The sequence below is a fragment of the Sphingorhabdus sp. genome (assembly GCF_041737645.1).
GTDB lineage: Bacteria > Pseudomonadota > Alphaproteobacteria > Sphingomonadales > Sphingomonadaceae > Sphingorhabdus_B.
In genome coordinates, this window is the sequence record NZ_JBGSRI010000047.1 from 1 (window position 1) to 26,385 (window position 26,385).

The 26,385-nt window shown below is 56.0% G+C and carries 26 protein-coding genes, 3 tRNA genes and 1 pseudogene; 17 read left to right on the plus strand and 13 right to left on the minus strand.

The genetic code is table 11. The features are described from left to right. Positions 1-495: 495 nt before the first annotated feature. Positions 496-570 (minus strand) — tRNA-Thr (locus ACEW72_RS08275). A gap of 87 nt (positions 571-657) precedes the next feature. Between ACEW72_RS08275 and ACEW72_RS08280 the strand changes: the two genes are divergently transcribed. From ACEW72_RS08280 to ggt, 3 genes are all read left to right on the plus strand, one after another. Beyond that, on the plus strand, positions 658-798 hold the full coding sequence (locus ACEW72_RS08280; RefSeq protein ID WP_373475912.1) for a hypothetical protein: 141 nt from the start codon (positions 658-660) through the stop codon (positions 796-798). Positions 799-1,103: 305 nt separating this feature from the next. Next, complete coding sequence (locus ACEW72_RS08285) at positions 1,104-2,141, plus strand: quinone-dependent dihydroorotate dehydrogenase (RefSeq protein ID WP_373475913.1); 1,038 nt, start codon at positions 1,104-1,106, stop codon at positions 2,139-2,141. 45 nt (positions 2,142-2,186) lie between these two features. Further along, positions 2,187-3,929 (plus strand): gamma-glutamyltransferase, encoded by a 1,743-nt coding sequence (gene ggt, locus ACEW72_RS08290; protein WP_373475914.1) that lies wholly within the window; start codon positions 2,187-2,189, stop codon positions 3,927-3,929. Between the two features lie 7 nt (positions 3,930-3,936). Here the strand turns inward: ggt and ACEW72_RS08295 are convergent, their stop codons facing one another. Then, positions 3,937-5,205, minus strand: coding sequence for an MFS transporter (locus ACEW72_RS08295; protein WP_373475915.1), 1,269 nt, complete (start codon positions 5,203-5,205; stop codon positions 3,937-3,939). Next, positions 5,202-5,966, minus strand: coding sequence for a peptidoglycan editing factor PgeF (pgeF, locus tag ACEW72_RS08300; RefSeq protein ID WP_373475916.1), 765 nt, complete (start codon positions 5,964-5,966; stop codon positions 5,202-5,204). The genes ACEW72_RS08295 and pgeF overlap by 4 nt, the downstream gene beginning before the upstream one ends. A 77-nt stretch (positions 5,967-6,043) precedes the next feature. Here pgeF and ACEW72_RS08305 point away from each other — a divergent pair, with 77 nt between their 5' ends. From ACEW72_RS08305 to ACEW72_RS08315, 3 genes are all read left to right on the plus strand, one after another. Further along, entirely contained in the window at positions 6,044-6,868 is an 825-nt protein-coding gene (locus ACEW72_RS08305) for an SDR family oxidoreductase (protein WP_373475917.1), read from the plus strand. A gap of 79 nt (positions 6,869-6,947) precedes the next feature. Further along, complete coding sequence (locus tag ACEW72_RS08310) at positions 6,948-7,745, plus strand: esterase/lipase family protein (RefSeq protein WP_373475918.1); 798 nt, start codon at positions 6,948-6,950, stop codon at positions 7,743-7,745. A gap of 319 nt (positions 7,746-8,064) precedes the next feature. Continuing rightward, the gene (locus ACEW72_RS08315) at positions 8,065-8,736 is read left to right on the plus strand and encodes a glutathione S-transferase family protein (RefSeq protein WP_373475919.1); all 672 of its coding nucleotides are present in this window, start codon (positions 8,065-8,067) and stop codon (positions 8,734-8,736) included. Between the two features lie 230 nt (positions 8,737-8,966). Here ACEW72_RS08315 and ACEW72_RS08320 read toward each other — a convergent pair whose 3' ends face one another. Genes ACEW72_RS08320 through ACEW72_RS08335 form a run of 4 tightly spaced genes read right to left on the minus strand, consistent with a single transcriptional unit; the run spans position 8,967 to position 10,941 of the window. Further along, a complete protein-coding gene (locus ACEW72_RS08320) occupies positions 8,967-9,437 on the minus strand; it encodes an SRPBCC domain-containing protein (RefSeq protein ID WP_373475920.1) in 471 nt (156 codons plus the stop codon). Between the two features lie 9 nt (positions 9,438-9,446). Further along, positions 9,447-9,812: a DUF1428 domain-containing protein gene (locus ACEW72_RS08325; RefSeq protein WP_373475921.1), complete on the minus strand. Its 366-nt coding sequence runs from the start codon at positions 9,810-9,812 to the stop codon at positions 9,447-9,449. 32 nt (positions 9,813-9,844) lie between these two features. Next, positions 9,845-10,279 (minus strand): VOC family protein, encoded by a 435-nt coding sequence (locus tag ACEW72_RS08330; protein ID WP_373475922.1) that lies wholly within the window; start codon positions 10,277-10,279, stop codon positions 9,845-9,847. Positions 10,280-10,299: 20 nt separating this feature from the next. Then, on the minus strand, positions 10,300-10,941 hold the full coding sequence (locus tag ACEW72_RS08335) for a TetR/AcrR family transcriptional regulator (protein WP_373475923.1): 642 nt from the start codon (positions 10,939-10,941) through the stop codon (positions 10,300-10,302). Positions 10,942-11,311: 370 nt separating this feature from the next. Here ACEW72_RS08335 and ACEW72_RS08340 point away from each other — a divergent pair. The 3 genes and pseudogenes from ACEW72_RS08340 to ACEW72_RS08350 all read left to right on the plus strand — a co-directional run. Next, a pseudogene (locus tag ACEW72_RS08340) lies at positions 11,312-12,547 on the plus strand (YifB family Mg chelatase-like AAA ATPase); the annotation flags it as partial. Between the two features lie 277 nt (positions 12,548-12,824). Continuing rightward, complete coding sequence (locus ACEW72_RS08345) at positions 12,825-13,625, plus strand: hypothetical protein (protein WP_373475924.1); 801 nt, start codon at positions 12,825-12,827, stop codon at positions 13,623-13,625. After that, positions 13,625-14,872, plus strand: a complete 1,248-nt coding sequence (locus ACEW72_RS08350; RefSeq protein WP_373475925.1) for a tyrosine-type recombinase/integrase — start codon at positions 13,625-13,627, stop codon at positions 14,870-14,872. Before ACEW72_RS08345 ends, ACEW72_RS08350 begins: the two co-directional genes overlap by 1 nt. 17 nt (positions 14,873-14,889) lie before the next feature. Here the strand turns inward: ACEW72_RS08350 and ACEW72_RS08355 are convergent. The 5 genes from ACEW72_RS08355 to aroA form a co-directional block, all read right to left on the minus strand. Then, positions 14,890-14,975: transfer RNA gene (locus tag ACEW72_RS08355), tRNA-Leu, on the minus strand. A 58-nt stretch (positions 14,976-15,033) separates the two neighbouring features. Further along, positions 15,034-15,312 carry an integration host factor subunit beta gene (locus ACEW72_RS08360; RefSeq protein WP_373475926.1) on the minus strand — a complete coding sequence of 93 codons (279 nt, stop codon included), beginning with the start codon at positions 15,310-15,312 and terminating at the stop codon, positions 15,034-15,036. Between the two features lie 223 nt (positions 15,313-15,535). Beyond that, positions 15,536-17,242, minus strand: a complete 1,707-nt coding sequence (rpsA, locus tag ACEW72_RS08365; protein ID WP_373475927.1) for a 30S ribosomal protein S1 — start codon at positions 17,240-17,242, stop codon at positions 15,536-15,538. Between the two features lie 238 nt (positions 17,243-17,480). After that, positions 17,481-18,107, minus strand: coding sequence for a d(CMP) kinase (locus ACEW72_RS08370; RefSeq protein WP_373475928.1), 627 nt, complete (start codon positions 18,105-18,107; stop codon positions 17,481-17,483). A gap of 31 nt (positions 18,108-18,138) precedes the next feature. After that, entirely contained in the window at positions 18,139-19,467 is a 1,329-nt protein-coding gene (aroA, locus tag ACEW72_RS08375; protein ID WP_373475929.1) for a 3-phosphoshikimate 1-carboxyvinyltransferase, read from the minus strand. Positions 19,468-19,665: 198 nt separating this feature from the next. Between aroA and ACEW72_RS08380 the strand changes: the two genes are divergently transcribed. The 8 genes from ACEW72_RS08380 to ACEW72_RS08415 all read left to right on the plus strand — a co-directional run bounded on the left by ACEW72_RS08380 (position 19,666) and on the right by ACEW72_RS08415 (position 25,482). Then, positions 19,666-19,983, plus strand: coding sequence for a TIGR02300 family protein (locus ACEW72_RS08380; RefSeq protein ID WP_373475930.1), 318 nt, complete (start codon positions 19,666-19,668; stop codon positions 19,981-19,983). Between the two features lie 81 nt (positions 19,984-20,064). Further along, positions 20,065-20,140: transfer RNA gene (locus ACEW72_RS08385), tRNA-Ala, on the plus strand. Between the two features lie 97 nt (positions 20,141-20,237). Further along, positions 20,238-21,290 (plus strand): GTPase ObgE, encoded by a 1,053-nt coding sequence (gene obgE, locus ACEW72_RS08390; RefSeq protein ID WP_373475931.1) that lies wholly within the window; start codon positions 20,238-20,240, stop codon positions 21,288-21,290. Continuing rightward, complete coding sequence (proB, locus tag ACEW72_RS08395; RefSeq protein WP_373475932.1) at positions 21,275-22,408, plus strand: glutamate 5-kinase; 1,134 nt, start codon at positions 21,275-21,277, stop codon at positions 22,406-22,408. Before obgE ends, proB begins: the two co-directional genes overlap by 16 nt. Beyond that, complete coding sequence (locus ACEW72_RS08400; protein ID WP_373475933.1) at positions 22,405-23,316, plus strand: NAD-dependent epimerase/dehydratase family protein; 912 nt, start codon at positions 22,405-22,407, stop codon at positions 23,314-23,316. The genes proB and ACEW72_RS08400 overlap by 4 nt, the downstream gene beginning before the upstream one ends. Positions 23,317-23,374: 58 nt before the next feature. Further along, positions 23,375-23,617: an acyl carrier protein gene (locus ACEW72_RS08405; protein ID WP_160353854.1), complete on the plus strand. Its 243-nt coding sequence runs from the start codon at positions 23,375-23,377 to the stop codon at positions 23,615-23,617. A 4-nt stretch (positions 23,618-23,621) separates the two neighbouring features. Continuing rightward, positions 23,622-24,821 (plus strand): aminotransferase class I/II-fold pyridoxal phosphate-dependent enzyme, encoded by a 1,200-nt coding sequence (locus tag ACEW72_RS08410; protein ID WP_373475934.1) that lies wholly within the window; start codon positions 23,622-23,624, stop codon positions 24,819-24,821. A gap of 40 nt (positions 24,822-24,861) precedes the next feature. Further along, a complete protein-coding gene (locus ACEW72_RS08415; RefSeq protein WP_373475935.1) occupies positions 24,862-25,482 on the plus strand; it encodes a YoaK family protein in 621 nt (206 codons plus the stop codon). On the opposite strand, the gene ACEW72_RS08420 is transcribed toward ACEW72_RS08415, so the two are convergent. Next, on the minus strand, positions 25,459-26,382 hold the full coding sequence (locus tag ACEW72_RS08420; protein ID WP_373475936.1) for a hypothetical protein: 924 nt from the start codon (positions 26,380-26,382) through the stop codon (positions 25,459-25,461). The two genes, ACEW72_RS08415 and ACEW72_RS08420, sit on opposite strands and share 24 nt — an antisense overlap. Between the last annotated feature and the right edge of the window lie 3 nt (positions 26,383-26,385).

The following is a 26,385-nucleotide window of genomic DNA, read 5'->3' on the forward strand; positions in this document are numbered from 1 at the left end:
GTGATGTGGTTCCGGTCCGCGAACTCCCATACGGGCCCGCAGCTATGCTGCATCAAGAGGCCGGACAGATGGCAGCATCCGACTACATGCACCCCTCTCAAAAACCGCTTGCATCTTTAGGGGCGTCCACAGATGGGAAGCACATTTGCTCTTGCGATCCCAGCGCCTTGCACAGCAATTCAATCAGCTTGTCGATCTTTTTATGCATGCCTTATTGGGGAGGCTGGACGCGAAAATACCTTAGCTTAACAAACACAATTCGCGGCTAAAAATACTCTGATAACGAAGGAAACTTTCCACCCAATGGGGACATGGAATAGGATGATAGATGTCTGTCTTGCGGCCATGATGTCGTAACTTAGCAACGCTCGCGCGGACAGATTCTTCATAACAGCGGTCATACCATAAACCCAAAGCGCCCCAAACAGGACCCAAAGCCCCTCCCAACGGGAAGGCACTTTCACATTAGATTCTGGGATTCCCTATCCAAAGGGCTGGTGCTGCTGGGGAGGATTGAACTCCCGACCTCGTCATTACCAATGACGCGCTCTACCACTGAGCTACAGCAGCCTGCACCGAAGTTGCGGCGCTATGCGAAGGGTTGCGCTTAATGTCAAGCCGCTTGCGCGTTGCGTTGGCATTTGGCATCGGGCGATCATGTCAAAAGAAAGCGACCAACGGCAAACCGAACGTGCAGAAAGATTGCGTGCGGCGCTGCGTAACAATTTGCGTCGCCGTAAAGCGGCGGGAAATAGCAAAGCAGACACCGTTGTTGATGATCGCAAATCAGACGATTGATGGTGCCCACTGACGCTTGAGAGCCGTCTTTGTTCTGCCCCCGATAAAAAAAGACCCGCCGTTTCCAGCGGGCCTAACAGGAAAAACAACTTGGCGTCGTTTGACGTCGAGCCCTTCGGGTCGCACGCCCTCTATTCACTGAAAACAGGAGTCGCTCTTGCACGGAATCGTCATAGCTGTCGTTTACATTTGACATTTTCGGCCAACCGTTTTGCGGTAATGGTTAACATATTGGAAAATAGCGTTTCTTACATCTTTGTGACGCCGGCATTGCGTTGGCTAATTTTGTGAGAGATAGCAGCCCCATGTTATACGCCTTCGCCCGACCCTTTCTGTTTCTTGCCGATGCCGAGCAAGCCCACAATCTGTCACTTGCCGCGTTGAAGCTTGCGCCAATACCCATATCAAGTGATGCCGACCCGGTTCTGGGTCAGGATTTCGCATCGCTGCATTTTGCAAACCCCGTCGGTCTTGCGGCGGGATATGACAAGAACGCCGAAGTTCCCCTGGAAATTTTGCGACTCGGCTTCGGGTTCACCGAAGTGGGGACGTTGACCCCGCTGCCCCAGTCAGGCAACCCGCAGCCGCGCCTGTTCCGGCTTGCCGAGGATCGTGCGGTCATCAACCGAATGGGGTTCAACAATGCGGGTCAGGACGCGGCCCTTACCCGATTGGCGAAAATATCCGGACGGGTAAAATCCGGGCCAATCGGTATCAATATCGGCGCGAACAAGGACAGCGCGGATCGGGTGGCGGACTATGTATCGGGCGTTCGCAAGATGGAGCCTTTTGCCGATTATCTGACCATCAATATAAGTTCCCCCAACACACCCGGGTTGCGCGCGTTGCAGGACAAGGCGGCGCTCGATGACCTGTTGGCACAAGCGATGGCGGCGCGGGTGCAGGGCAAGCCGGTGTTTTTGAAAGTGGCACCGGATTTGCAGCCTGCGGATATTGATGACATTGTCGAAGTCGCGCGCGCGCGCGGGGTTGCGGCCCTTATTGTATCGAACACCACAATCGGCCGTCCGGCGCTGAAATCCCGATATTCTGGCGAGAGTGGAGGTTTGTCCGGCGATCCCTTGCGCGACCTCGCGCAGCAGCGGCTGGTGGATTTTCGCAAGGCCAGCGGCGGACAGATGCCGCTGATCGGGGTAGGCGGCATAACCAGTGCTCAGGACGCCTATGCGCGCATTCGGGCGGGCGCGTCGCTGGTGCAGATTTACAGCGCACTGGTTTACGAAGGACCGGGCCTTGCGGCGCGCATCAATAAAGGGCTGGCGCGATTGTTGAAAGCGGATGGTTTCCAGAGCATTGCCGATACTGTCGGGGTGGATGCCTGAAAAGGGGCTTTGCCTTGGCCGCACCGCGCCGCTAGACACGGGCGCATGAAAAGATTTCTTATCGCATTATTTGCCGTTGCGCTCGCGCCCCAATTTGCCAGTGCCAACACGGTTGGTGTGGCTTCTTCCGCCGACCCAAGGGTGACCGAGGCTGGCATGGAAATGCTGAAGCAAGGCGGGACTGCTGCGGATGCGGCCATGGCCATGATGCTGGCGCTGACGGTGGTGGAGCCGCAATCAAGCGGCATCGGTGGCGGCGGGTTCCTGATGTATCAGGACGCAGGCAAAGGCGTATTGAGTACTTTGAACGGCCGCGAAACCGCGCCGGCGGCGGCCACGCCTGACCGTTTTGTCGGGCCGGACGGAAAACCCATGCCCTTTTTGCAGGCTTTCCAAGGCGGACGTTCGGTGGGCGTACCGGGCAATGTCGCATTGATGGCGCAGGCGCATAAGAAATGGGGCAAGCTGCCTTGGGCAACGTTGTTCAAACCCGCCATCCGGCTGGCGCAAAAAGGATATGTGGTCAACGCCACGCTGGAATCGCGGTTGAAGATGGTCGAGCGTCTCTGGCCCAATTTTGATGAGGCGCGGGCCATTTACTGGGTGGACGGAAAGCCGGTGGTTGCAGGCGCGACAATCCGCAATCCGAAGCTGGCCGCGACGTTGAAGCTGATCGCCAAAAAGGGACCGGACGCCTTTTACAAAGGGGCGGTGGCAAAGCAGATTGTGGACGCGGTCACCAGCAGCAAAGTCGGTGCAGGGGATATGACCCTGACCGATCTTGAAAAATACCGGGTCAAGGAACAGGCGGCGGTCTGTGCGCCTTACCGTATCTATGTCGTCTGCGGCATGGGGCCGCCTTCATCGGGGGCGACCACGGTTTTGCAGATCTTGGGCAGCTTGCAGCGGTTCGACATGACGGCGATGGGCAAGGACAATCCCAAAAGCTGGTTCCTGCTGGGTCAAGCGATGCAACTCGCTTATGCCGACCGCGAGAAATATCTGGGTGACAGCGATTTTGTCGAGGTGCCGGTGAAGGGCCTTTTGGACCCTGAATATCTAAAGCAACGGTCGGCCCTGATCGATCCGGACAAGGCACGGGCGGACTATCCGGCGGGTACACCCCCCGGCGCCATGCCTCGCACCGCGGCGCTTTCGAGCGAGGTTGCCGGCACAACGCATTTCGCCGCGGTTGATGCCAAGGGCAATGTCGCCAATATGACCTCGACCATCGAAAGCGTGTTCGGCAGCCAGTTGGTGGCGGGAGGGTTCTTCCTGAATAACGAGCTCACCGATTTCACCTTCGCGCCGGAAAAAGACGGCGCGCCGGTGGCCAACCGAGTGACGGGTGGCAAGCGGCCCTTGTCGTCGATGTCGCCGACAATCGTCTTTGACCGTGACGGGCGGGCGGTCCTCACGCTCGGTTCTGCGGGTGGCAAAAGGATCATCATGCACGTCACCAAAACTTTGGTCGGTGTGCTTGATTTCGGTCTTCCGCTGGATCAGGCGATAGCTTTGCCCAATATTTATTTCGGGCAAGGCGAATTGCAAGTCGAAGAAGGAACTGCACTTGCCGCGATGGCCGACACGCTTTCCGGCTTTGGCCAGAAAGTTCAGCCGTCCGATCTGGGGTCAAAGGTCAATGGGGCCCAATGGCGATCCGGCGCGTGGACCGGCGCGTCCGATCCGCGCAGCGAAGGAACGTCGGCGACGCTCGATGACAAAGGCAAGGTGACTGTGTCGGTCCCCAAAACGGACAAGGATGCACCCGCGGCGAGCATCCACTGAGTTCCCGTCAATCTTCGGTTATCATGCTTTGGGTTTTTGTTTCGGGGAGCATCAGATATGCGATCACCGTGGCCCCGACGCAGATTGCGACATACCAGAAGAAGCCGGTTTCATTGCCCTCACTTTTGAACCACAGCGCCACATATTCCAGCGTTCCGGCAAAGATCGTATTTCCCACCGCATAAGGAAAGGCAACGCCCAGCGCGCGGATGTGGGCGGGGAATAACTCGGCCTTTACCATTGCATTATTGGCGGTGTAGCCGCCGTGCAGCGTGATCGGAATCAGGATGAGCGCCATTGCAATAAGTGGCGAAGTCGCCGTGCCGACCAGCGTGTAAACCGGCACCGCGACCAACGCGACGCCGACACCGGCGATCAGCAACAACGGCTTTCGCCCGAACCTGTCGGCAAGCATCCCGGCAATCGGTTGCAGGCAGAATGACCAGATCAATACGCCTGCGATAATCAGGGTCGCCGTCTGTTTTTCAAAGCCCGCGGTATTGATGAGATATTTCAACATATAGGTGGTGAAAGCATAAGAAGCGAGGCCGCCGCCGCCCGACATCACCATGACCAGAATGCAAGACCGTTTATGGTTGCGCCACAGCATTTTCAGCGATGAATGTTCCTGCTTCTGGTCAATCGTCGCAAAGGATTTCGTCTCGGTCATCGTGCGCCGCAAAAGATAGACGCACAGCGCGAGAATGGTCCCGATAACAAACGGAATCCGCCACCCCCAGTCGCCCAGTTGCGCCTCGCTTAAAATCGCCTGCAGCAACAATGCGACCAGAATGGCAAGCAATTGGCCGCCGCTGAGCGTGGCATATTGGAAACTGGACCAGAAGCCGCGATGTGCCGCCGGAGCCATCTCGGACAGATAGGTGGCGCTTGACCCATATTCACCGCCGACCGATAACCCTTGCACCATACGTGCCAAGACAAGGATGACGGGGGCGACAACACCGGCCTGCGCGAAAGTCGGCGCGCAGGCAATGGCCAGCGAACCGCCCGCCATCATCAGGACCGATAATGTCAGCCCGGCCTTTCGGCCATGCTTGTCGCCGTAAATCCCCATCACCCATGCGCCGATCGGCCGCATCAGAAACCCGGCGGCAAATATGGCGGCCGTGTTGAGCAATTGCGCGGTCAGGTCGCCTTCGGGGAAAAACAACGGTGCGAAGTAAATGCTGAATGTCGCATAAGCGAACCAGTCATACCATTCGACCAGATTTCCGGCCGATCCGCTGATGATCGAGACGAAGCGTTGCCGGTTCATACAGGCAGACCGATCAACGAAATCTGGCGGCCATAACCGGGTTCGTTGCCGTGGCAACTGCGGCGGTAACTGAAGAAACGGTCGGGCTGGCTATAGGTATCTTCGCCCAGACATTCGATCTGGGTGACGCCCGTCTGCGCCAGACGCGCAGCGACATAGCCTTCGATATCAAACTGGTAATGGCCTGCCTTGCCATCGGAAAAAAAACGGTCATTCTCCGGATTTTCGGCGACGAAACGCTGGTAGAAACCGCTGTCCACCTCATAGCTTTTCTGCGCGATGCACGGGCCGATGGCGCATCGGATTCGGCTGCGGTCGGCCCCCAGTCTTTCCATCGCGTCCAGCGTATTTTCGGTGATTCCGGTCAGCGCGCCTTTCCACCCGGCGTGGGCCGCGCCGATAACACCTGCCTCTGTGTCTGCGAACAGGACCGGCACGCAATCCGCGGTGACGATGCCGAGCAGCAGGCCGGGGCGGTTGGTGACCATCGCGTCGCCCTTGGGCGGGTCTTCAGGATCGATTGCATCTGTGACCGTTACGACATCGGGGGAATGGATCTGGTAGACGCGGGCAATGTCGGCGTCGGGCAGCACGGCCTCAGCGGCACGGCGGCGGTTTTCGAGCACGGCCTCGCGTTCATCCTCGGACCCCAATCCGACATTCAGCCCCGCATAAATGCCGGTGGACACGCCGCCGATGCGGCCCAAAAATCCGTGCGGGACATCGCCCAGCATCCTTGCCTTGATAACTTCGACGCTCATCTCTTGCGCTTCTCCCTCCGGTCTTAATTGCAAGCGCCGCGCTTGACGGCAAGCCATTAGATTGCGAACCAGAGCATATGGGCAAACATATGCTGATTTTCGGAATGGGGTACACGGCTTCGCGGCTGGCCGGCCGGTTGCGCGCGTTAGGGTGGCAAGTCACCGGAACGCGGCGGATGAGCGGGGAGGGGGCGGTGGCCTTTGACGACCGCTTTGCCGTGCTGCACGCGCTGGAAAGCGCAACGCATATCCTGTCGAGCGTTCCGCCGCTGGCCGAAGGCGTCGACCCTGTGCTTGACCAATATGGCGACGCCATCGCGGCCAGCCGTGCGGAATGGACGGGCTATCTGTCGTCCACCGGCGTTTATGGCGATACCGGCGGCGCGTGGGTCGATGAGAGTGCGGCTATTGGTCAGGGCCGCCGCACCGCGCGCGCCGACGCGGATCTGGCATGGCAGGCGCTGCGGCCAGATGTGCACGTGTTCCGCCTTCCCGGCATATACGGGCCGGGGCGCTCGGCGCTGGACCGGGTGCATGAGGGCAAGGCGCACCGGATTGACATTCCCGACCAGATTTTCAGCCGCATCCATGTGGACGATATCGTCGCTGCGGTGGTCGCGTCCTTTGCCGGACCATCGGGTGTTTACAATATTTCGGACGACCTGCCCGCATCGCAAAACGCGGTTATCGAATATGCCTGCGACCTGACTGGCGCAAAATGGCCGCCGTTGCTCAGCCTTGAAGACGCGCAGCTTTCGCCGATGGCGCGCGGATTTTATGCTGAAAACCGACGGATATCGAACAGGAAAGCCAAGCGGATGCTGCAATGGATTCCGCAATATAGCGATTACAGACAAGGACTTAAGTCCCTGATCGATTCATTAAATCAAAATGGTGATTGACGATAATGGACCTATCGGCCTAGCCTCGCGTTAATACGGCAACAGACCGGACGTTACTGTTGTTAACGGGAGAATTATTTTGGCATCTATCGCCGCTGAGTCCAAAATGGGCGCCGTCAAGGCTCCATCGCTTTTATTGATATTGACCGAGTTGCCACGCGCCTTGCTGGAAACAGGTTCGCTGCCTTGGGCCGCGCCGTTTTTGTTGCGGGCACCCAAGGGGGACGGACATCCGGTAATGCTGCTGCCGGGCTTTATGGCTTCGGAATTTTCGATGCGCGCCTTGCACACCTATCTCAAAAAGCTGGGTTATGATCCCTATCATTGGGAATTGGGCCGCAATCTGGGGCATAAGGCAGTCGGACAAGAGGGCGAAAAAATGATCGCCCGCCTCGACGAAATTTACGCAAAAACCGGCAGGAAAGTCAGCCTTGTCGGCTGGTCATTGGGTGGATCGTTCGCACGGATGCTGTCGCGCCGCCGCCCTGACCATATCCGTCAGGTCATTTCGCTGGGCTCGCCGATCACCGGTACACCCAAATCGACCAATGCGTGGCGCGCCTATCAATATGTGACCGGGCAAAAACTGGATGATCCCAAGATGAAGGAACAGGTCAGCGAAGGCCATGCCGTGCCGCCGGTTCCGTCCACCGCGATTTTTTCGCGCACCGATGGCGTAGTCGCCTGGCAAAATTCGCGAGAGCCCAAGTCGAAGACCACCGACAATATCGAAGTGCGCGGCAGCCATTGCGGCCTTGGCGCGAATCCCGCAGTTTTGTGGGCCATCGCCGACCGTCTGGCCCAGCCCGAAGACGGCTGGAAACCCTTTGAACGCACCGGTGCCCGGGCGTTGGTCTATCCGTCGTCGGGGCATTAGGTTTTCAATAACTCCTCTCCCCTGAAGGGGAAAAATAAGACGCAACTCCTCTCTCCTTTAGGGGAGAGGTACGTAGTCTTATGGCTTTAGCCATTAGACGAAGTGGAGAGGGGGAGTTGGGGCACTGACCTCACCGTTGTAGCCCCTCTCCAACTACGCCTAGGCCTTGCGGCCAAGGCTTCGTATCCTCTCCCCTGAGCCGAAGGCGGCCAGAGGCCAACGGGAGAGGGGAGGGCTGGCATCAATGTTCACGCCCTTTTTTCACCCCCGTGCGCCTGCCCCCTTTCCATTCGCGCCATTCAACCCTAACAGGGCCAACATGTGGCACCTTCATCAATATCCGCTTTGTCCGTTCTCGCGCAAAGTGCGTTTGCTTTTGGGTGAGAAGGGCGTCGCCTACAGCCTTGTGCGCGAAAATCCTTGGGAACAGCGGGACGATTTTCTGCAAATGAACCCGGCGGCACGCACGCCGGTGATGCGTGATGCCGAACGGAACATAACATTGGTCGATTCCGTCGCCATTTCGGAATATATCGACGAAACCGTTTCGGCCAATCCCATGATAAGCGGTACCGCCCAATATCGGGCCGAAATCCGACGTCTGGTTGCTTGGTTTGACGAACAATTTTACGGCGATGTGACGCAGCCGTTGCTGCACGAACGGATGAAAAAGCGCCTGATTGACCGCCAGCCACCCGATAGCCGCGTGCTGCGGGAGGCTATGAAACTGGCAAACGGGCATCTGGAATATGTCGATTATCTGATCGACCACCGCGCATGGATGGCAGGATCGGTGATGAGCATGGCCGATCTGGCGGCTGCGGCGCAAATTTCCGTTGCCGATTATCTGGGCGGTATCGACTGGACCGGCCATGAACAGACCAAGGCATGGTACGCCATGTTCAAATCCCGCCCCAGTTTCCGGCCATTATTGTCCGAACGCATGGAAGTCATCGCGCCGCCCAAACATTATGAGCAGGTGGATTTTTAGGGGCTGCAACGTTGCGCCTTCTTCTTCGCGCCTTTGTGTCTTTGTGTGAGATTACCCTCTCCCCTTCAGGGGAGAGGATACGAAGCCTTGGCCGCAAGGCCTAGGCGCAGTTGGTGAGGGGCTTCGACGGTGAAGGCAGTGCGCCAACTCCCCCTCTCCACTTCGTCTAATGGCTGACGCCATAAGACTACGTATCTCTCCCCTGAAGGGGAGAGGGGGGAGACACTCTCTCAACCCTCCGCCAGTTCCTTAAGCTGCTCCGCGCAGGCGCCCCAGCCTTGCTGGAATCCCATCTCGTCATGCTGCTTCGCCTTGGCTTCATCCCAGTGGCGCGACCGTGCGGTGTACCGCGTTCCGTCGCCCTCGGGTGCGATTTCCCAGATGCCGAGCATGAAGGGATCCGTCGGCATCAGGCTGCCGTCAGCGCGCCGCACAACGGCGTCGGTGGATACGAAGCGAACGCCCGGCACCACTTCCAGAAAAATACCCTCTTGCGGATGCTCTTCGCCTTCGGGGCCTTTCATCACCATCGCGCTTCGTCCGCCGCTATGCCATTGCTGCTCAATGATTTCGGTCCGCCAGGGTTTGGGGCACCACCATTCTGCCATGCGGTTGGTCATGATATCCCAGACCTTTTCCGGCGGCGCGACGATAAAGGTGCTTACCGAGAGCTCCCAGCCATTTTCTAGTGTTGCGGTCATGTCGTGTCTCTATTTATCCAAAGCCCGTGCCGTATCGACGATAGGCGCGAACCCTCCCATAATCATCCTTTTGCCATCGAACGGCATTTCGCCCAGTTCGGCCATGCGCGGGTCGGACATCATTTTCTGGAAGGCTTCATCGCGCGTTTGTTTGTCGGGATATTCGCACCAGCTGAACACGACAGTCTCGTCTTCCTTGGCGTTTACCGCGCGTTTGAAATCGGTGAGCGTGCCATCGGGTACATCGTCACCCCAGCATTCGACCATTCGGGTCATTCCGAATTCTTTGAATAACTGCACCGCACTTTCGGCGTGCTGGCGGTATTTTTCCTTATTTGCGGTGGGAACCGCCAACACAAATCCTTCGATATACATTGTTCTTCTCCTTTGGTTTTGCGACGAATTGGTCAGGCCTTTGGCTGCGTATCGCCAAGCGGATGTCCCATCGACCAGCTATAGCCGAACGGATCCTTGATTTGCCCATAGCGGTCGCCCCAAAACATGTCCTCAGGCGGCATGGTCGCCGTTGCGCCCGCCGCCACAGCGCGGGCGTACCACGCATCGGCGTCGTCAACCTGCAGGTGCAGGGTCAGGCCGCTGCCGCCTGCAACATCGGCTTCGGCGGCGTCGACATATTCGGGAAACTCGTCATGCAGCATCAGCGACGCGCCATTGATATGGATATGTGCGTGCATCAGGCGCTTCCCGTCCTCGGCAAGCATCCGGCGTATCTCGGTTGCACCGAATGCCTTGATGTAAAACTCTATAGCCTCGGCGGCGCGGTTGTCGCCGATCTGGATATGCGGGGTCAGCCCGCCGGTTGGTGTATGATCTTCGTTCATTTCCTCTCTCCTTTTCTCGCTCACTCTTTTTTGAACAGCATGGCGACATAGCGTTTCAGGTGGGTAACGCTGTCGCGGGCAATTACGGGATGGCCATTGGCTTTGGCCAAAATGAATGCGCCCTGCAGGACGGCCTGGATATGGTAGGCAAGGCTGAATGCGGTAACGCCTTCAGCGACCCCGTGGATGTCGATGGCCAGTTGGATATCCTCGGCGAGCCGCATCGCATAAGCGCGGATGCTTGCGTCGCAGGCGGCGCGGATGGGGTCGCTGCTGTTATAGCTTTCCTGCACTATGGTGCCGACAAAGCAGGTGAAATCCTCCGCCGGGCCATCAAGCATCGACAGCCGGAAGTCGATATGACCCATCAAGCGGTCGAGCGGGTCGAGAAGCCGGGTCCAGTCGGGCAGGGTGAAGATGCGTTGTTCGGCAATGTCGGTCCATGCGCCCGCAGCAGCGACGGCCAGCGCTTCTTTCGAGGCGAAGTGGTGAAAAAAGGCGCCTTTGGTGACGCCTGCGCCCTGACAGATTTCATCGACGGACGTTGCTGAAAAGCCCTTGTAGCGCACGGTCGCGATGGCGGCGGCTATCAGCCGTTCGCGCGCGGAAACGGGCGAGGGGGCAGGCGTGCTTTGGGCATTTCGGGTGCGACTCGGCGGCATATCTTACAGGATACCAACCAGTTGGTATGTGTCAATAGAAGCCTCTCCAAGCTTCAGCGGAGTCAACAAACTGGAATGAGTGTCCGGAATAAAGCTTGAAATATCAGCTAGTTTTAGCTATAACTAAGGATATATTTTGATGGAGTGGTGTTGGCAGCGTGGTGTCACCAAAAGCCTATGAAAACATGCCTGCCCATCGGCGCAGGGGTGACTACGCCAAGGACAGGCATGAATAAAGCGACGGCTTGCTTTGTGTCCCGATTATACCGTGCGGGGAATTTCCAAATGATGTTTGGGCACGGTTAAGACAATATTAGCCCTGATCTGACGGCGTTGCGTAATAATCTTTCAACAATTGAGGAAAATACACATGGTGTCGACAGTCTCGACCGTCGCCTATCTGGGGCTGGAAGCGCGAAGTGTTGAGGTGCAGTGCCAAATTGCTCCGGGAATGGTCGGCTTTGCAGTCGTCGGGTTGCCCGACAAAGCGGTGGCCGAAAGCCGCGAACGGGTGCGCGCCGCCATATCCGCGCTGGGGCTGGCGCTCCCACCCAAGCGGATAACGATCAACCTGTCACCGGCCGATTTGCCCAAAGAAGGCTCGCATTACGACCTGCCCATCGCGTTGGCGTTGCTTTCGGCAATGGGACTGGTCGATGCGGAAACGCTGGCGCATTATGTCGTCGTCGGGGAACTGGGGCTTGACGGCAAGGTTGCAGGTTCGCCGGGGGTATTACTTGCCGCCCTGCACGCATCATCACGCGACATGGGCCTGATTTGCCCTGCGGTGCAAGGGTCGGAGGCTGCTTGGGCCGGGCAAATAGAGGTCGTTGCCGCGCCGGATCTGTTGGCTTTGCTCAATCATCTGAAAGGGCAGGCGTTGTTGCGGGCACCCGAACCTGGTGTTGCTGATCCGCCAAAAGCGGGGCCGGACATGAAAATGGTGAAAGGTCAGGAAACGGCGAAACGCGCCCTCGAAATTGCGGCGGCGGGTGGACATAATCTCTGCATGGTCGGGCCACCGGGGGCCGGCAAATCGTTACTGGCATCCTGTATGCCCGGAATTTTGCCCGAATTGACACCGGCCGAAGCACTTGAGGTTTCGATGATAATGTCGGTTGCCGGCGGCCTCGAAAACGGACGGCTTGTTCGCAGTAGGCCGTTTCGAAACCCGCACCACAGCGCATCCATGCCCGCTTTGGTCGGTGGCGGTGCGCGCGTTCGGCCCGGAGAGGTGAGCTTGGCGCATCTGGGCATATTATTCCTTGATGAGCTACCCGAATTTCAGCGCGTCGCACTTGATAGTTTGCGCCAGCCTTTGGAAACGGGTGAAGTCAGCGTTGCACGCGCCAATAGCCATGTGACCTTTCCTGCAAATTTCCAACTGGTCGCCGCTATGAATCCATGTCGCTGTGGCCATTTGGGCGATGCGGCTTTGGCCTGTAGCCGGGCGCCGCGCTGTGCAGCAGATTATCAGGCGAAAATTTCCGGGCCATTACTGGATCGCATTGATCTGCATGTCGAGGTGCAGGCGGTCAGCGCGGCTGATCTGGTATTACCGCCACCTGCCGAGGGTTCTGCCGAAGTTGCCAAGCGGGTGTGGGCCTATGCCTTTGCGATGCCATTCAGCTAACGTTTTTGGTTTAAAGCCAAGAAATTTAGCTGCGTCGGAGCGCGACACGCGACCATCGGGCGTGACAGTTACCTTTGTAATTTCAAGATTATTCATCAATTTAATCCTTTGAGGTCAATTATGACCCCAATTGATTACTATGCTTTCTAAGGCCGAGCAATACCATGGAGTCATATATGACCCCAAATTATATTGACATAATGAAGTCTGTTGCCGTAAATGTCCGCAACATTCCCTAAAAGGTAGTTGTATGGCCGAAAAATCTAACTTGAAGCGAACGCCGGCGAATGCCGTCCATTTGAAGCTGCGATTTACGGAAGAACTGCGACAAAAACTGGAAGCGGCAGCTAGGGCCAGCAACACGTCGATGAACGCTTATATAGTCGAGGGGCTTGAACGATTGCTTCAGATTGGCGAGGGCTTCGATGACTTTCCATCTCTTGCGCTTTGGCATGAACTAAGCAGCATTGTCAGGCGGGTAGAACGTGTCACCGAAGCGAAATGGCAATCGGACCGCAAAACGTTTGTAGCTGTATCATGTATGATCGATGCGCACCTGAAGGACCTACAACCGCCCTACGTAAATGAAGCCGTCTTGCTTGAAGTTCAAGGCAAGCTGGCTCAACTTGAAAACAAAATCGAGGGGTTGCTTGGACTATTGCAAGATGCTGGTGCACTTCGACCTATTGCATCGGAAGTTTCTGGTCGCCCGATTTCGCGCGGGCTATTCAGCCCATTGATGCTGGCCAATCCTAGTCCAGAGAACCTAGTCATTATTCGGCTTTTGCAGGGCCTTGGTTACGAGCCTACTTTGAGGCTCGATGACCCTGTTGACGACTGGAAGCTGGGGGACGGCGATGTTCTAAATCCAGTAGCCGCACAATCATTGTTTCAGCAGATTCCTCGTCTGGCCAATGACCTTCACGCCTTACGCAAACAATTGAACGAAGCATTTCAACCCAACGATCTGGCTGAAAAAGAAGGAAAACGTCTTGCTAATTCTCTTCGTCAGCGAATGACGATGGCCAACGATTTTGGAGAGGCAACCTAATGGCATTAAGGTTTCAACGACTGACGCGACCCGAAATCCGCAATCTCGGTATCGGATCGCGCATTGCCGAACACGGCATTATTGTGGAGCGAATGAAGAGTGGAGACCTTCGGTTCAGTGTAAATGTGATGATCGACGGACAGCGCGTCCATCGCGTTATTGGCCGCGAAAGTGAAGGGGTAACGCGGGAGCAAGCAGAGCGAGCCATCGAAGCGTTCCGCACAAAAGCCAGAGAGGGGCGCCTCGATCTGCCAACCGGTCGCAAAGTGCATCGCACATTCCGCGAAGCCGCCGAACAGTATCTTGAAAATATCGATACCACCCTGCGAGCCGGAATGCGCGGTTATCAGGACGTCCCGAACAAGAAGCGCCACCTTCTGACTTATCTTGTGCCATACTTCAAAGATCAGCGTGCCGACAAGGTGACAGACTTCGCCGTCCAACATTACGTGCGTCATCGCCTCGAAAAAGGTGCAGTTCTGGCCACGGTGAACCGCGAACTCTCTACGCTTTCTCATTTTATGAACAGGATGATTCAGTGGAAGTGGATAAAGGCCGATGACAAGCCCAGAATTGAAAAGGAAGATGAACCTCGCAAAAAGATCGTAATTCTGTCTGGCGAACACCAACAGGCTCTGATGAAGGGCGGCATCGCGGACCAAGACCCCGCAACATGGCTGTTCATCGCGTTCGGTCTTAATACCGCCATGCGTCACGGCGAGATATTGCGGGTCCGCTGGGATGAGATCGACTTCGCCAGTAACCGCATTCACATACCGCAAGCGAAAGCCGGGCAGCGTATCCAACCGATCACCGGTAGCCTGCGGACCATGTTAGAAAACGAACGTAAATCCCGCGACGATCAGGAAGGGTATATTTTTACGCACAGACGACATGGCGGTAAAACTCCATATCGCAAGAGCATGGCACGCCAATTTGAGCGTGCCGTCCTTCGTGCCGGACTTGAACCGACCAAGGTTACCCCCCACGTCATGCGACACACCGCTATTACGGCGCTGGTTCAGGCGGGCGTAGATTTACCGACCATTCAGAAGATTAGCGGCCATAAAACGCTTTTGATGGTCATGCGCTATGTTCATCTAGCAGATGACCATATCGACACCGCTATCGCTGCTTTGGACACTGGAATGTTTGACGCGATTACACCAGAGTTACACACAGCAGGAAATTTGGCATTGAATGGTAGGGCAAAGGTTGTCGCTATCAGTAGCGGGAAGGCCGCATAAAACCGTTAGTTTTTGTCTGGTGCGGATGGCGGGACTCGAACCCGCACGCCCAAAAGGACAACAGATTTTAAGTCTGTAGCGTCTACCATTCCGCCACATCCGCGTGCCGATAGCGCAGACAACATAATTACATTGCGGTCAAGTCGCTTTGGTAAAACAGCTTATTTGTTAAGCTGTTCGCGTACTTCCTTGCCGGGCTTGAAATATGGGACACGTTTCGATGGCACCTCCACCGATGCGCCGGTCCGTGGATTACGGCCCTTGCGGGGGCTGCGTTCGCGGGTCGAAAAAGCGCCAAAACCGCGCAGCTCGACACGTCCGCCATCGGAAAGTCGCTGGATAATCTGGTTAAAGAACAAATCGACAATCTTTTCGATTTCTTCAGTTTTGAGCTCGGGATTCTCGCTCTCCAGTTTTTTAATCAACTCGGACCGGATCATGGGCAAAGTCCTTCATTTTGTTTTTAAGTCGATACCCGAGTTAATAGAAGCCGTGCGACCAAAGGGATCCGGCTCGGGAGCGTCGCAAAGCTGCCAGATTATTTTTTATTTTACAACGCATTTGCAGCAGGAACGCTTGTTCAAAAGCATAAAAAACCCGCTCTCGTTTCCAAGAGCGGGCTTTTTTGTCCCAAAAATAGAACTTTTGTTAGAAAGCCGTGGCTTACTTCTTCACGCCCTTCAGCGCTTCGCCCAGAATGTCGCCAAGCGATGCGCCCGAGTCGGACGAACCATATTGCTCAACAGCCTGCTTCTCTTCGGCAAGTTGAAGTGCCTTGACCGAGAAGTTCGGCTTTTTCGAACGGTCGAAACCGGTGATCATGGCGTCGAATTTCTGGCCAACCTGGAAACGGTCAGGACGTTGTTCGTCGCGATCACGGCCAAGGTCAGCGCGCTTGATAAAGCCGGTTGCGCCGTCTTCACCTGCCTGCACTTCAAGACCGCCGTCGCGTACTTCGAGAACGGTGACCGTTGTCGTGGCACCCTTCTTAAGTCCGCCAGTCGTAGTCGCTCCTGCAGCGGTGGGGGCACCCTTTTCGATCTGCTTGATGCCAAGCGAGATACGCTCTTTCTCTGCATCAATGTCCAGAACGATGGCCTTGATCGTTTCGCCCTTGCGGTGAAGATGCAATGCCTCTTCGCCCGAAATGCCCCATGCGATATCCGACATGTGAACCATGCCATCGACATCGCCATCGAGGCCGATGAAAAGACCAAATTCGGTCGCGTTCTTAACTTCGCCTTCGACGGTCGATCCGACTGGGAATTTCTCTGCAAAGCTTGCCCAAGGATTATCCTGAGCCTGCTTGAGACCGAGCGAGATACGACGCTTTTCCATGTCGATATCAAGAACAATGACGTCAACTTCCTGGCTCGTCGAAACGATTTTTCCAGGGTGGACATTCTTTTTGGTCCAGCTCATTTCCGAAACGTGCACCAGACCTTCGATGCCGGGTTCGAGTTCGATGAATGCGCCATATTCAGTGATATTTGTGACCGCGCCCTTAAGCTTGGTGCCAACCGGATAATTCTTGACGGCGGCATCCCAAGGATCGCTTTCAAGCTGCTTCATGCCAAGGCTGATGCGCTGTGTGTCCTTGTTGATGCGGACGATCTGGACCTTGACGGTGTCACCAATGTTGATGATTTCGCTCGGGTGATTGATCCGCTTGTAGCTGATGTCGGTGACGTGCAGCAGGCCATCGATGCCGCCCAGATCAACGAACGCACCATAATCGGTGATGTTCTTGACGACGCCGTCGATGATTTGACCTTCGGCAAGATTCTGGATCAGGCCGGTGCGCTGTTCTGCGCGGGTTTCTTCCAGAATGGCACGACGCGAAACGACGATGTTGCCACGCTTGCGGTCCATTTTCAGGATGACGAAGGGCTGGGCGATGTCCATCAGCGGCGCAACGTCACGCACGGGGCGGACGTCGACCTGGCTGCCGGGCAAGAACGCAACGGCACCGCCAAGATCGACAGTGAAGCCACCTTTAACGCGGCCGAAGATGACGCCGTCGACGCGGTTGCCAGCTTCGAATTCGCCTTCGAGGACATCCCATGCAGCTTCACGGCGTGCACGGTCACGGCTCAGCATTGCCTCGCCATTCATATTTTCGACGCGGTCGACATAGACTTCGACTTCGTCGCCGACTTTCAGGTCGGCTTTCTGGCCGGGCATAGCGAATTCACGCAGCGCCACACGGCCTTCGGATTTGAGACCCACATCGATGACAGCATGGTCATTGTCGATTGCGGTTACCGTTCCCTTTACGACGCGGCCTTCAAAGCCACCGTCTGCGCCACCAAGTGATTCGTCGAGAAGTGCCGCGAAATCGTCGCGGGTCGGGTTTGGCGAAGTTGCCATAGGTTAGAGTTTCCTTACGTACTTTTTATCCGGCCAATCGGTTGGTTCCGATGGTCTTTGACCAGAGCTGCCTTATTACCCGAATAGCAATAAAGCGTTCAAAAACAGATTGTTGTACTCGAAATCACTGTCATGCCGAACTTGTTTCAGCAACTTACTCCAGCCGGTGCGGCGATATAGTAAGACCCTGAAACAGGTTCAGGGTGACGGGTGCTTCTTTGTGAACACTCCGGCCACGTCAGCCCCGGCGAAGCTTAGCCTCCACCAGCGCAATCGCAGCTTGAACGGCGCCGCCTATAGTCAAATCGCCGGTATCAAGCAAGAGCGCGTCTGCCGCTGGTTTTAGCGGTGCGTTTGTCCGAGATGAATCACGGGCATCGCGGGCAAGAATATCCACCAAAATGGCTTCTAACGATATGTCTTCGCCTCTGCCCGTCATTTCACCATGTCGCCGTTCTGCGCGAATTACCGCATTGGCGGTCACGAACAGCTTTACATCCGCATCGGGCGCAATCACCGTTCCGATATCCCGCCCGTCGAGCAATGCCCCACCGGGTTGATGGGCAAAATCAACTTGACGCTTATTCAGAGCCGCGCGCACCTCGGGATGCACAGAAACACGACTGGCAAGCCCGCCAACGGCTTCACTGCGGAGCGTAAGATCGTTCAAAACCGTTTCGGGAAAATCGCATGCTTTGCGTGCATCATGTGGATTGTCGGGATCGCCACAATTTTGCAGCACTTGAAACCCGACGGCGCGATAAAGCAAGCCGGTATCAAGAAAGGGTAAGCCATAATGCGTGGCCAATGCCTTTGCGATGGTGCCTTTGCCCGATGCAGTAGGGCCGTCTACCGCGATAATCATGGAAGTATGCGTGCCGGTTCAGTGTGAATGCTCATGCCTTGAGCGCCTCAATTATGGATTCAAATGTTGGAAAGCTCGTCGCAATAGGTGACACGTCGTCAACCGTGACGCCGTGATAGCAATGCTGTCCCGCCACGGCGAAACTCATCGCTATGCGGTGGTCCAGCGCGCTGTTCACAGTAGCACCGCCTTCCAGCGGCTCGCCGCCGCTTCCGTCGATGACCAGTCCGTCCGCGCGCTCTTCGACCCTGGCGCCGATGGCTTTCAGACCCGCTGCCATTAAAGCCAGCCTGTCACTTTCCTTGACGCGCAGTTCGTCCAGTCCGCTGGTTATTGTCCGACCTTGTGCCATGCTGGCGGCTACGAAGAAGACCGGAAATTCGTCGATCATGCTGGGTGCGACTTCGGGCGGGACTTCGATGCCGCGCAATACCGAATAGCGCGCAGTGATATCAGCGACGGGTTCGCCCCCCACTTCGCGTTGGTTAGTATAGGTCAATTCTGCGCCCATCACTTCCAGCATCTTGTATATACCGGTGCGGGTGGGGTTCATGCCGACATGGGTTACCGTCACCTCGCTTCCCGGAGTTATCAATGCGGCAACGATTGGAAACGCCGCAGAAGATGGATCTCCAGGTACTTCGATTGTCTGTGGCTTTAGTTCGGCCTCGCCAACAAGGCGAATATGGCGCACGCCTTTAATGTCCGTTTCAATGCTGAGATCCGCACCAAACCCACGCAACATTCGCTCGCTATGATCGCGGGTAGGGATGGGCTCGATTACTTCGGTAATCCCCGGCGCATTGAGACCCGCCAGCAAGACCGCACTTTTTACCTGTGCCGAAGCGACGGGTAAGCGAAATTGGATCGGAATAGCCGGAACCAGGCCGCGCACCATGAGCGGCAATGTGCCGCCCGGACTAGCGGTGAACTCGGCGCCCATGAGACTTAGCGGATCGATTACCCGTCCCATAGGGCGCTTTGACAGGCTCGCATCGCCAATAAAAGTTGCCGTCAGACGGTGGCTCGCAACCAATCCCATCAGCAATCGGGTGGACGTTCCGCTGTTGCCCATATCGAGCGCAGCCGCAGGCTGCATCAATCCGCCGACGCCAACACCGTGCACCGTCCAGCACCCGTCACCTATTCGTTCAATTGACGCACCCATTGCGCGCATCGCGGCGGCAGTGGCCAAAACATCTTCGCCTTCGAGCAATCCTGTAATCCTGCTCTCTCCGACTGCAAGGGCGCTGAGCATCAACGATCTGTGCGAGATCGACTTGTCACCTGGAACCTTGACGGTTCCGCTTAACGGGCCTGCGTTGCGAAAGGTGGCGGGACGTGGATTGGCGTTGTGCATAAGCGGTTGCTTTGCTTTCAAGGTCAATGGAAGTCAACAGACGCGAAACCAACCTCGTTTTGTGCAGATTGCCGTCACGCTTTGCACACTAGTTTTTGACAGCGCCGCAACGCTGTGGCAAAGGCCGCGCCAATTGACGGTGATTCATATATGTGGATCGCCCATTTCAAGCAATTTTATAAAGGATTTGAGCCTGCCATGATTAAGGCTGAATGGGGAACCAAGCGCACTTGCCCTAAATGCGGTACGCGTTTTTACGATCTCACCAAAGACGAACCGGTTGAGTGCATTGAGTGCGGCAACCAGTGGACGCCGGAACCCGTCCTGAAGTCGAAACAGCCGCTTCCCTTTGAAGAGGTTGAAAAGAAGAAAGACGACGCTGATTTGGCGGACGACGATCTCGATATTGATGTCGACGCCGTTGATGGCGACGTGTCGCCCGACAATGATGTTGACCTTGGCGGCGACGACGACCTCGGCGTGGCTGGTGGCGAAGATGAACCCGACGATATTTAAGTCGAACTTCGTGCTTGATATATAAAGGAGCGCCCGCTAGTGGCGCTCCTCACCAAATAGCCGCCTTGTTTGCGGCATGATGGGGCCTTAGCTCAGCTGGTAGAGCGCTACACTGGCAGTGTAGAGGTCAGGGGTTCGACTCCCCTAGGCTCCACCAGTCTTCGTTAAAGCTAAGGCTGGGAAGCCAGTTTGGTGGTTGGCGGAGTTGGTCGGCGCACTGGCCAAAACCCTCTCCTTGCCCTAAAGGCCACCCCATGCATTTTCTTGACCAAGCAAAAATTTTTATCCGTTCCGGCGCCGGTGGCCCGGGGGCTGTTAGTTTCCGGCGCGAGAAATATGTCCAATATGGCGGTCCCGACGGTGGCAACGGCGGCAAGGGCGGTGACATCGTAATTGAGGCTGTTGCCGGTCTGAATACGCTAATCGATTTTCGGTATGCACAACATTTCAAAGCCATGCGTGGAATTCAGGGCATGGGGCGTGACCGGCACGGCGCCTATGGCGACGATCTTGTTATTCAGTTACCCGTCGGTACGCAGGTGCTCGCGGATGACGAAGAGCGCAGTCTGCTACTCGACCTCACCGAAGTCGGCCAACGCGTCGTTTTTCTCAAGGGTGGCGATGGTGGACGAGGAAATGCTTCGTATAAAAGTTCGACCAACCGCGCCCCACGGCAACACGGTCCGGGTTGGCCCGGCGAGGAAATGTATGTCTGGCTCCGGCTGAAGCTTCTGGCTGACGCCGGACTGGTAGGGATGCCGAATGCAGGCAAGTCGACATTCATCAATCAGGTTTCGAACACCAAGGCGAAAGTCGGTGCCTATCCATTTACGACGACCCGCCCCCAGTTAGGGGTGGTGGAGCATAAAAGCCGTGAATTTGTAATTGCTGATATTCCGGGCCTGATCGCTGGAGCAGCCGAAGGCGTTGGCATTGGGGATCGCTTTCTGGGGCATATCGAGCGGTGCCAGATATTGATCCACCTGATCGATGCCACGCAGGAAGATCCGGTTGAGGCATGGCATATCGTCTGTGATGAATTGAGCGAATATGGTGCGGGCCTCAATGAAAAGCCCCAGATCGTAGCGCTTAACAAGGGCGATTTGCTTGACCCTGAATTGATGGCGGATATTTCGGCCCAGCTGCAAGCAGCCGGTGCGCAGGATGTTATCGCTATTTCGGGCGCCACCGGACAAGGCGTTGATCTGGTGCTTGACCGTGTGCTTGAAGCCTTGCCGGCGAAAAGCGGACTGGAAGGAGCAAAAGCCGACGGTCTAACCGAGGATGGGACATGGTCGCCGATCTAAATCCCGCCGCCTTTCCCGCAAATATTTGCCCTTTGCTGGTCGTAAAGGTCGGATCATCATTGCTGGTGCAGCCCGATGGTGGCGTGCGGCGGGACTGGCTCCAAACTCTGGTTGCAGACATCAGTTTGCGGCATCAGGCGGGGCAACGGATCATAGTGGTCACATCTGGTGCAATTGCGTTGGGTGCACGGCGACTTGGTTTTGACAAAGGTGGCCGCGCCAGTCTGGCTGATGCACAGGCCGCCGCATCGGTGGGGCAAATAATTTTGTCAGGCATATGGTCCGACCTGCTGGGCGCAGAAGGTCTGGCCGCGGCCCAGATGCTCGTCACTTTGGATGATTTGGAAGAACGCCGGCGCTATCTGAATATCGCGGCCACGCTTGATCGTTTGATCGGGGCCGGTGCCATACCTGTTATCAACGAAAATGACAGCGTGGCGACCGAAGAAATCCGCTTTGGCGATAATGACCGTCTGGCCGCACGGGTCGCGCAAGCCGCCGGTGCGGGTGGCGTCATACTTTTATCCGACGTTGACGGCCTATTTGATCGTGCTCCTAATTTACCGGGTGCCGTTCTCATACCTCATGTCGACAAGATCGATGGCCGGGTTCGTATCATGGTCGCGCAGGGCTCGACGTCGGGAATGGGTTCGGGCGGTATGGCTTCCAAGCTGGATGCAGCCGATATCGCAACGCGTGCAGGGATTGGTCTGGCCATTACTTCTGGCTTGCACCCCCACCCACTCGCAACCCTTACAACCGGTGGCCCGGCGACCTATTTTTCCCCACGGGCCAGCGGTTCCGCACGCAAGGCATGGCTAAGCGGCCGATTGACGGTAAAGGGCCGGATTAGAGTCGATAAGGGTGCGATTAAAGCATTAAAAGCGGGGAGCAGTCTGCTTCCGGCGGGCGCTATTGGCGTTGAAGGCGAGTTCAAACGTGGCGATGTGATCGACATCAGCGCCGATGACGGGCTTGCATTCGCTCGGGGACTTTCGGAATATGACGCAGTCGACGCCGCCCGGATTTGTGGACATAGATCCAGTGAACTGGGCGACATTCTCGGAACAGTTCCACGCTCTGTCCTCGTCCACCGTGACCAGATGGTTTTGCTTTGAAGACGGTTGCACTAACCGGTGCCACCGGATTCGTTGGACGGATAACAATGGACCGGTTGGTTGCGGCAGGGTGGCAGGTCCGGGCCCTGACACGTCGTGATCAGGCAGACAGACCGGGTGTAATATGGATCAATGGCGCACTGGATAACCCTGAAAGCCTGAAAAATATATGTGACGGCGCGGATGCTGTGTTGCACGTCGCTGGTGTCGTCAATGCACCTGATGCGGAAGGTTTTGAATCCGGCAATGTTACCGGCACCGCCAATTTGCTTGCCGCCGCCAAAGAAGCGGGCATCGCACGGTTTGTCCATGTGTCGTCGCTTGCCGCAAAGCAGCCCCATCTGTCGATGTATGGGGCAAGCAAAAAGCGGGCAGAAAATCTGGTTCTAAAGAGCATGTTCGACTGGACAATCATTCGGCCTCCCGGCGTTTTCGGACCCGGCGATACCGAAATGTTAGATATGTTTCGTCTCGCGATCAAAGGATGGGCACTGTTGCCACCACGTGGCCGGGTTTCGGTCATTCACGTTGATGATCTGGCACGGCTGTTGGTCGCATTGGTGCCTTCTAAACCGGGCGTTTCGGCGCAGATTTTTGAAGCCGATGATGGCGTTGTCAACGGTTGGAGCCACGAATCGTTTGCGCGAGCTATCGGTGCCGCAACCGGTCGGCGTGTAAGGGCTTTTCATGCTCCGCGCTTTTTGCTGAAAGTTGCAGCATCGGGGGATCGTCTTTTTCGCGGACGAAACGCCAAGTTGACACGGGATCGGGCAAGTTATCTTTCACACCCCGATTGGACCATTGATCCCGAAGCAAAGCCTCCGTCTGAGTTGTGGGTACCAAAGATTGCGACTTTACCGGGGCTGAAAGAAACCACCGACTGGTACAAGGCGCAAGGGTGGCTATAAATTGCCCTCTTGCCGCCTTAATCGGTTGCCATAGCGCGGCAAAACAAAAGGATTTGATATGACCGACCGTAGCGAAATGTTTGATCGGCTGAAGGGCCTGATCGCACCATTCAATAAAAAGGGTGTTGAAATTTCCGAAGTGACGACGTTTGCAGGTGATCTTGAATGGGATAGTCTAACCGTGATGGACTTTGTTGCCGAGGTCGAGGATGATTTCGATATCGTCATAAGCATGAACTTGCAGGCAGAAATTGAAAATGTCGGCCATCTCGTCGACGCGGTAAAGAAGCTTACGGATTGATCCTATGACTGACCTGTTTTCGAAATTCGACGCACTGATCGCCCAACGTGAAGGCTTGCTGGCCACAGGCGTGAAAGACCCGTTCAACCTTGTGATGGAAGAAGTGAAATCACCCACCGTTGCGGTCTGCAATGGCAAGGAAACGATCTTGCTCGGCACCTATAATTATATGGGCATGACATTTGATGATGATGTCATTGCTGCGGGTAAAAAGGCACTGGACGAATTTGGCGCTGGCACAACCGGCAGCCGCGTATTGAATGGCACTTTTCAGGGCCATAAAGAATGCGAAGATGCGCTTCGAGAGTTTTATGGAATGGACCATGCGATGGTTTTTTCCACCGGTTACCAGGCGAATCTGGGGATCATCAGCACCATTGCTGGCAAAGGCGATTATATCATTCTCGACATCGACAGCCATGCGTCCATTTATGACGGCTGTAAGATGGGCGACGCCGAAATTGTCGCGTTTCGTCATAATGATGTGGAGGCGTTGGAGAAACGCCTGAAGCGTTTGCCCGCCGATGCAGGCAAGCTGGTAGTGCTTGAAGGTGTCTATTCGATGCTGGGCGACGTGGCGCCGCTAAAAGAAATGATCCGCATTTCCAAAGAAGCCGGAGCAATGGTGTTGGTCGATGAGGCGCACAGCATGGGCTTCATTGGCGAAAACGGTCGCGGTGTTGCCGAAGAGCAAGGCGTGCTTGATGATGTCGATTTTGTGATCGGCACGTTCAGCAAAAGCGTTGGCACCGTTGGCGGTTTTTGTGTTTCCAATCATCCAAAGTTTGAAATTATGCGGCTGGTCTGCCGCCCTTATGTGTTCACGGCGAGCTTGCCGCCGGCTGTGGTGGCGTGTTCGGCGACTAGCATCCGCAAATTGATGCACAATGGCAACAAGCGCGCGCATCTGTGGGAAAATTCACGGACATTACATAAAGGTCTACGCGACCTTGGTTTCCAGCTTGGCACGGCCGAAGCGCAAAGCGCGATTATCGCGGTCATCATGCCGGACCTCGAACAAGGTGCGGCCATGTGGCAGGCTTTACTTGAAAACGGCCTTTATGTGAATCTCGCCCGCCCCCCTGCGACTCCTGCTGGAATGACATTGCTGCGCTGTTCGCTGTGTGCCGAGCATACGAGCGATCAGGTTGCGGATATTCTTGACCGGTTTGAACGGGCAGGGAAAGCGGTAGGGATTATTTGACCGCCTTGCGATGACAAGGCTCGACCGGAATACGCGTCTAATGGCTGTTGGTTTTGCGGCGATGGCCGGTATGGTCGATGCAATCGGATTTCTGGCTAGCGGCGGGTTTTTCCTCTCGTTCATGAGCGGAAATTCCACGCGGTTAAGTGTGGGGGTGGCCACCGGTGGACCTTATATCGGGATGGTTGCCTTATTATTGTTTAGCTTTGTCGTTGGTGTGACCGGGGGGTCTCTGATTGGCCGGAAGGGGGCTTTGTCTGACAAAAGGCGAAAATCGCTCATTCTAGGCATCATGTCCGGATTGCTGTTTATTGCCCCATTACTGGCGGGACAGAATATGCTTTTGCTCGCACTTTGCGTGGCAGCATTTTGTATGGGGGCCGAAAACACGCTGTTTGAACGCGATGGCACTGTATCTTTCGGCCTAACCTATATGACCGGTGCTTTGGTGAAAATTGGTCAGGGTTTGGCAACGCTTTTCAGCGGCGGAGAGCGGCTTATATGGCTTCCGTATCTGATATTATGGCTTGGCTTGGTGAGTGGTGCAGCGATCGGTGCAGCATTATTTGCCGTTTTTGGCATGGCGAGTTTATGGGTGCCGTCCGCCATTGCGGCCACGTTTGCGCTGACACTGACTTTAGCGGACAGAGCCCTTCAATAGCAGTTTCGGCACCAGAAAAAGCGCCGCTAATAGGGGCCATTTTCTTTGCCACGGTTTGATTTCGATTTGCGTTCCAGCGTGGCGGTTAATCTTCCATGCAAGATAATCGATCCCGCCTGCGTAGGTGAATGCAGCTTTCGCCAGCCGTGCCACAGTCAGGAACTTTCCGTTGCGGCGAAGGGCAGGCCAGCGGTCGCGTTCCTGCATTATCCGGCACTGTGGATCGGCAAGAATGTGCACCTTTCCCCCGCGAATTTCGTTGGCAATCGGCGTATGTTGTAACGCGGCGTGACCGAAACGCGCATAACGGTCAGGGTCGAAATCGACCACTGACGCGGGCCGGTCGTTCCGTTCCGCCCGTAGCTCTGCATCATAGGTCATCCGGAAACCTGTTTGCCATAGGTCTAGCACGTCGACCTCACGCTCGGTAAAGGCCAGTGCGGCATTTAGGAGCGTCGGCGCCGCACCGGAGATTGCGTTGGCAACCGATACACGCGCCGCAGCATCGGTTGACCAGACAAGTCGGGAAGGCTGGGCGAAACGGGCCCAAACTGATACGGCCGAAGCCGCTGGCCGGTTGAGGTCGTGAAAATCGGCTTCGCTCAAAACCGCCACTTTTGCGACCAATCCGTCATGTTGAAACGGAAATACATTCGGCGGCAACCGATGGTTCCATGTTGCAAGCCATTTTTGGGTATAAGTGGCTTCGTAACTGGACACTATCAGGTAGAAATCGAGCATCTGACCTTCGAGTTGTTTCGACCTCAGGCACGAGCCGTAGAACAGGACAGCGCTAGCTGCATTCGGATATTGGCGCGCGATATGCGCGGCAAAGGCCTGCACTTGGGGGTGGGCGGGTATGGCCAGTTCATCTGCAACAAGTTGGGTCAAAGAGTGCACAGC

Coding starts and splice junctions, on each gene's coding strand:
- ACEW72_RS08280 (WP_373475912.1), top strand. CDS start 658: ATGTCAAAAGAAAGCGACCAACGGCAAACCGAACGTGCAGAAAGATTG.
- ACEW72_RS08285 (WP_373475913.1), top strand. CDS start 1,104: ATGTTATACGCCTTCGCCCGACCCTTTCTGTTTCTTGCCGATGCCGAG.
- ggt (WP_373475914.1), top strand. CDS start 2,187: ATGAAAAGATTTCTTATCGCATTATTTGCCGTTGCGCTCGCGCCCCAA.
- ACEW72_RS08295 (WP_373475915.1), bottom strand. CDS start 5,205: ATGAACCGGCAACGCTTCGTCTCGATCATCAGCGGATCGGCCGGAAAT.
- pgeF (WP_373475916.1), bottom strand. CDS start 5,966: ATGAGCGTCGAAGTTATCAAGGCAAGGATGCTGGGCGATGTCCCGCAC.
- ACEW72_RS08305 (WP_373475917.1), top strand. CDS start 6,044: ATGGGCAAACATATGCTGATTTTCGGAATGGGGTACACGGCTTCGCGG.
- ACEW72_RS08315 (WP_373475919.1), top strand. CDS start 8,065: ATGTGGCACCTTCATCAATATCCGCTTTGTCCGTTCTCGCGCAAAGTG.
- ACEW72_RS08320 (WP_373475920.1), bottom strand. CDS start 9,437: ATGACCGCAACACTAGAAAATGGCTGGGAGCTCTCGGTAAGCACCTTT.
- ACEW72_RS08325 (WP_373475921.1), bottom strand. CDS start 9,812: ATGTATATCGAAGGATTTGTGTTGGCGGTTCCCACCGCAAATAAGGAA.
- ACEW72_RS08330 (WP_373475922.1), bottom strand. CDS start 10,279: ATGAACGAAGATCATACACCAACCGGCGGGCTGACCCCGCATATCCAG.
- ACEW72_RS08335 (WP_373475923.1), bottom strand. CDS start 10,941: ATGCCGCCGAGTCGCACCCGAAATGCCCAAAGCACGCCTGCCCCCTCG.
- ACEW72_RS08345 (WP_373475924.1), top strand. CDS start 12,825: ATGGCCGAAAAATCTAACTTGAAGCGAACGCCGGCGAATGCCGTCCAT.
- ACEW72_RS08350 (WP_373475925.1), top strand. CDS start 13,625: ATGGCATTAAGGTTTCAACGACTGACGCGACCCGAAATCCGCAATCTC.
- ACEW72_RS08360 (WP_373475926.1), bottom strand. CDS start 15,312: ATGATCCGGTCCGAGTTGATTAAAAAACTGGAGAGCGAGAATCCCGAG.
- rpsA (WP_373475927.1), bottom strand. CDS start 17,242: ATGGCAACTTCGCCAAACCCGACCCGCGACGATTTCGCGGCACTTCTC.
- ACEW72_RS08370 (WP_373475928.1), bottom strand. CDS start 18,107: ATGATTATCGCGGTAGACGGCCCTACTGCATCGGGCAAAGGCACCATC.
- aroA (WP_373475929.1), bottom strand. CDS start 19,467: ATGCACAACGCCAATCCACGTCCCGCCACCTTTCGCAACGCAGGCCCG.
- ACEW72_RS08380 (WP_373475930.1), top strand. CDS start 19,666: ATGATTAAGGCTGAATGGGGAACCAAGCGCACTTGCCCTAAATGCGGT.
- obgE (WP_373475931.1), top strand. CDS start 20,238: ATGCATTTTCTTGACCAAGCAAAAATTTTTATCCGTTCCGGCGCCGGT.
- proB (WP_373475932.1), top strand. CDS start 21,275: ATGGTCGCCGATCTAAATCCCGCCGCCTTTCCCGCAAATATTTGCCCT.
- ACEW72_RS08405 (WP_160353854.1), top strand. CDS start 23,375: ATGACCGACCGTAGCGAAATGTTTGATCGGCTGAAGGGCCTGATCGCA.
- ACEW72_RS08410 (WP_373475934.1), top strand. CDS start 23,622: ATGACTGACCTGTTTTCGAAATTCGACGCACTGATCGCCCAACGTGAA.
- ACEW72_RS08415 (WP_373475935.1), top strand. CDS start 24,862: ATGGCTGTTGGTTTTGCGGCGATGGCCGGTATGGTCGATGCAATCGGA.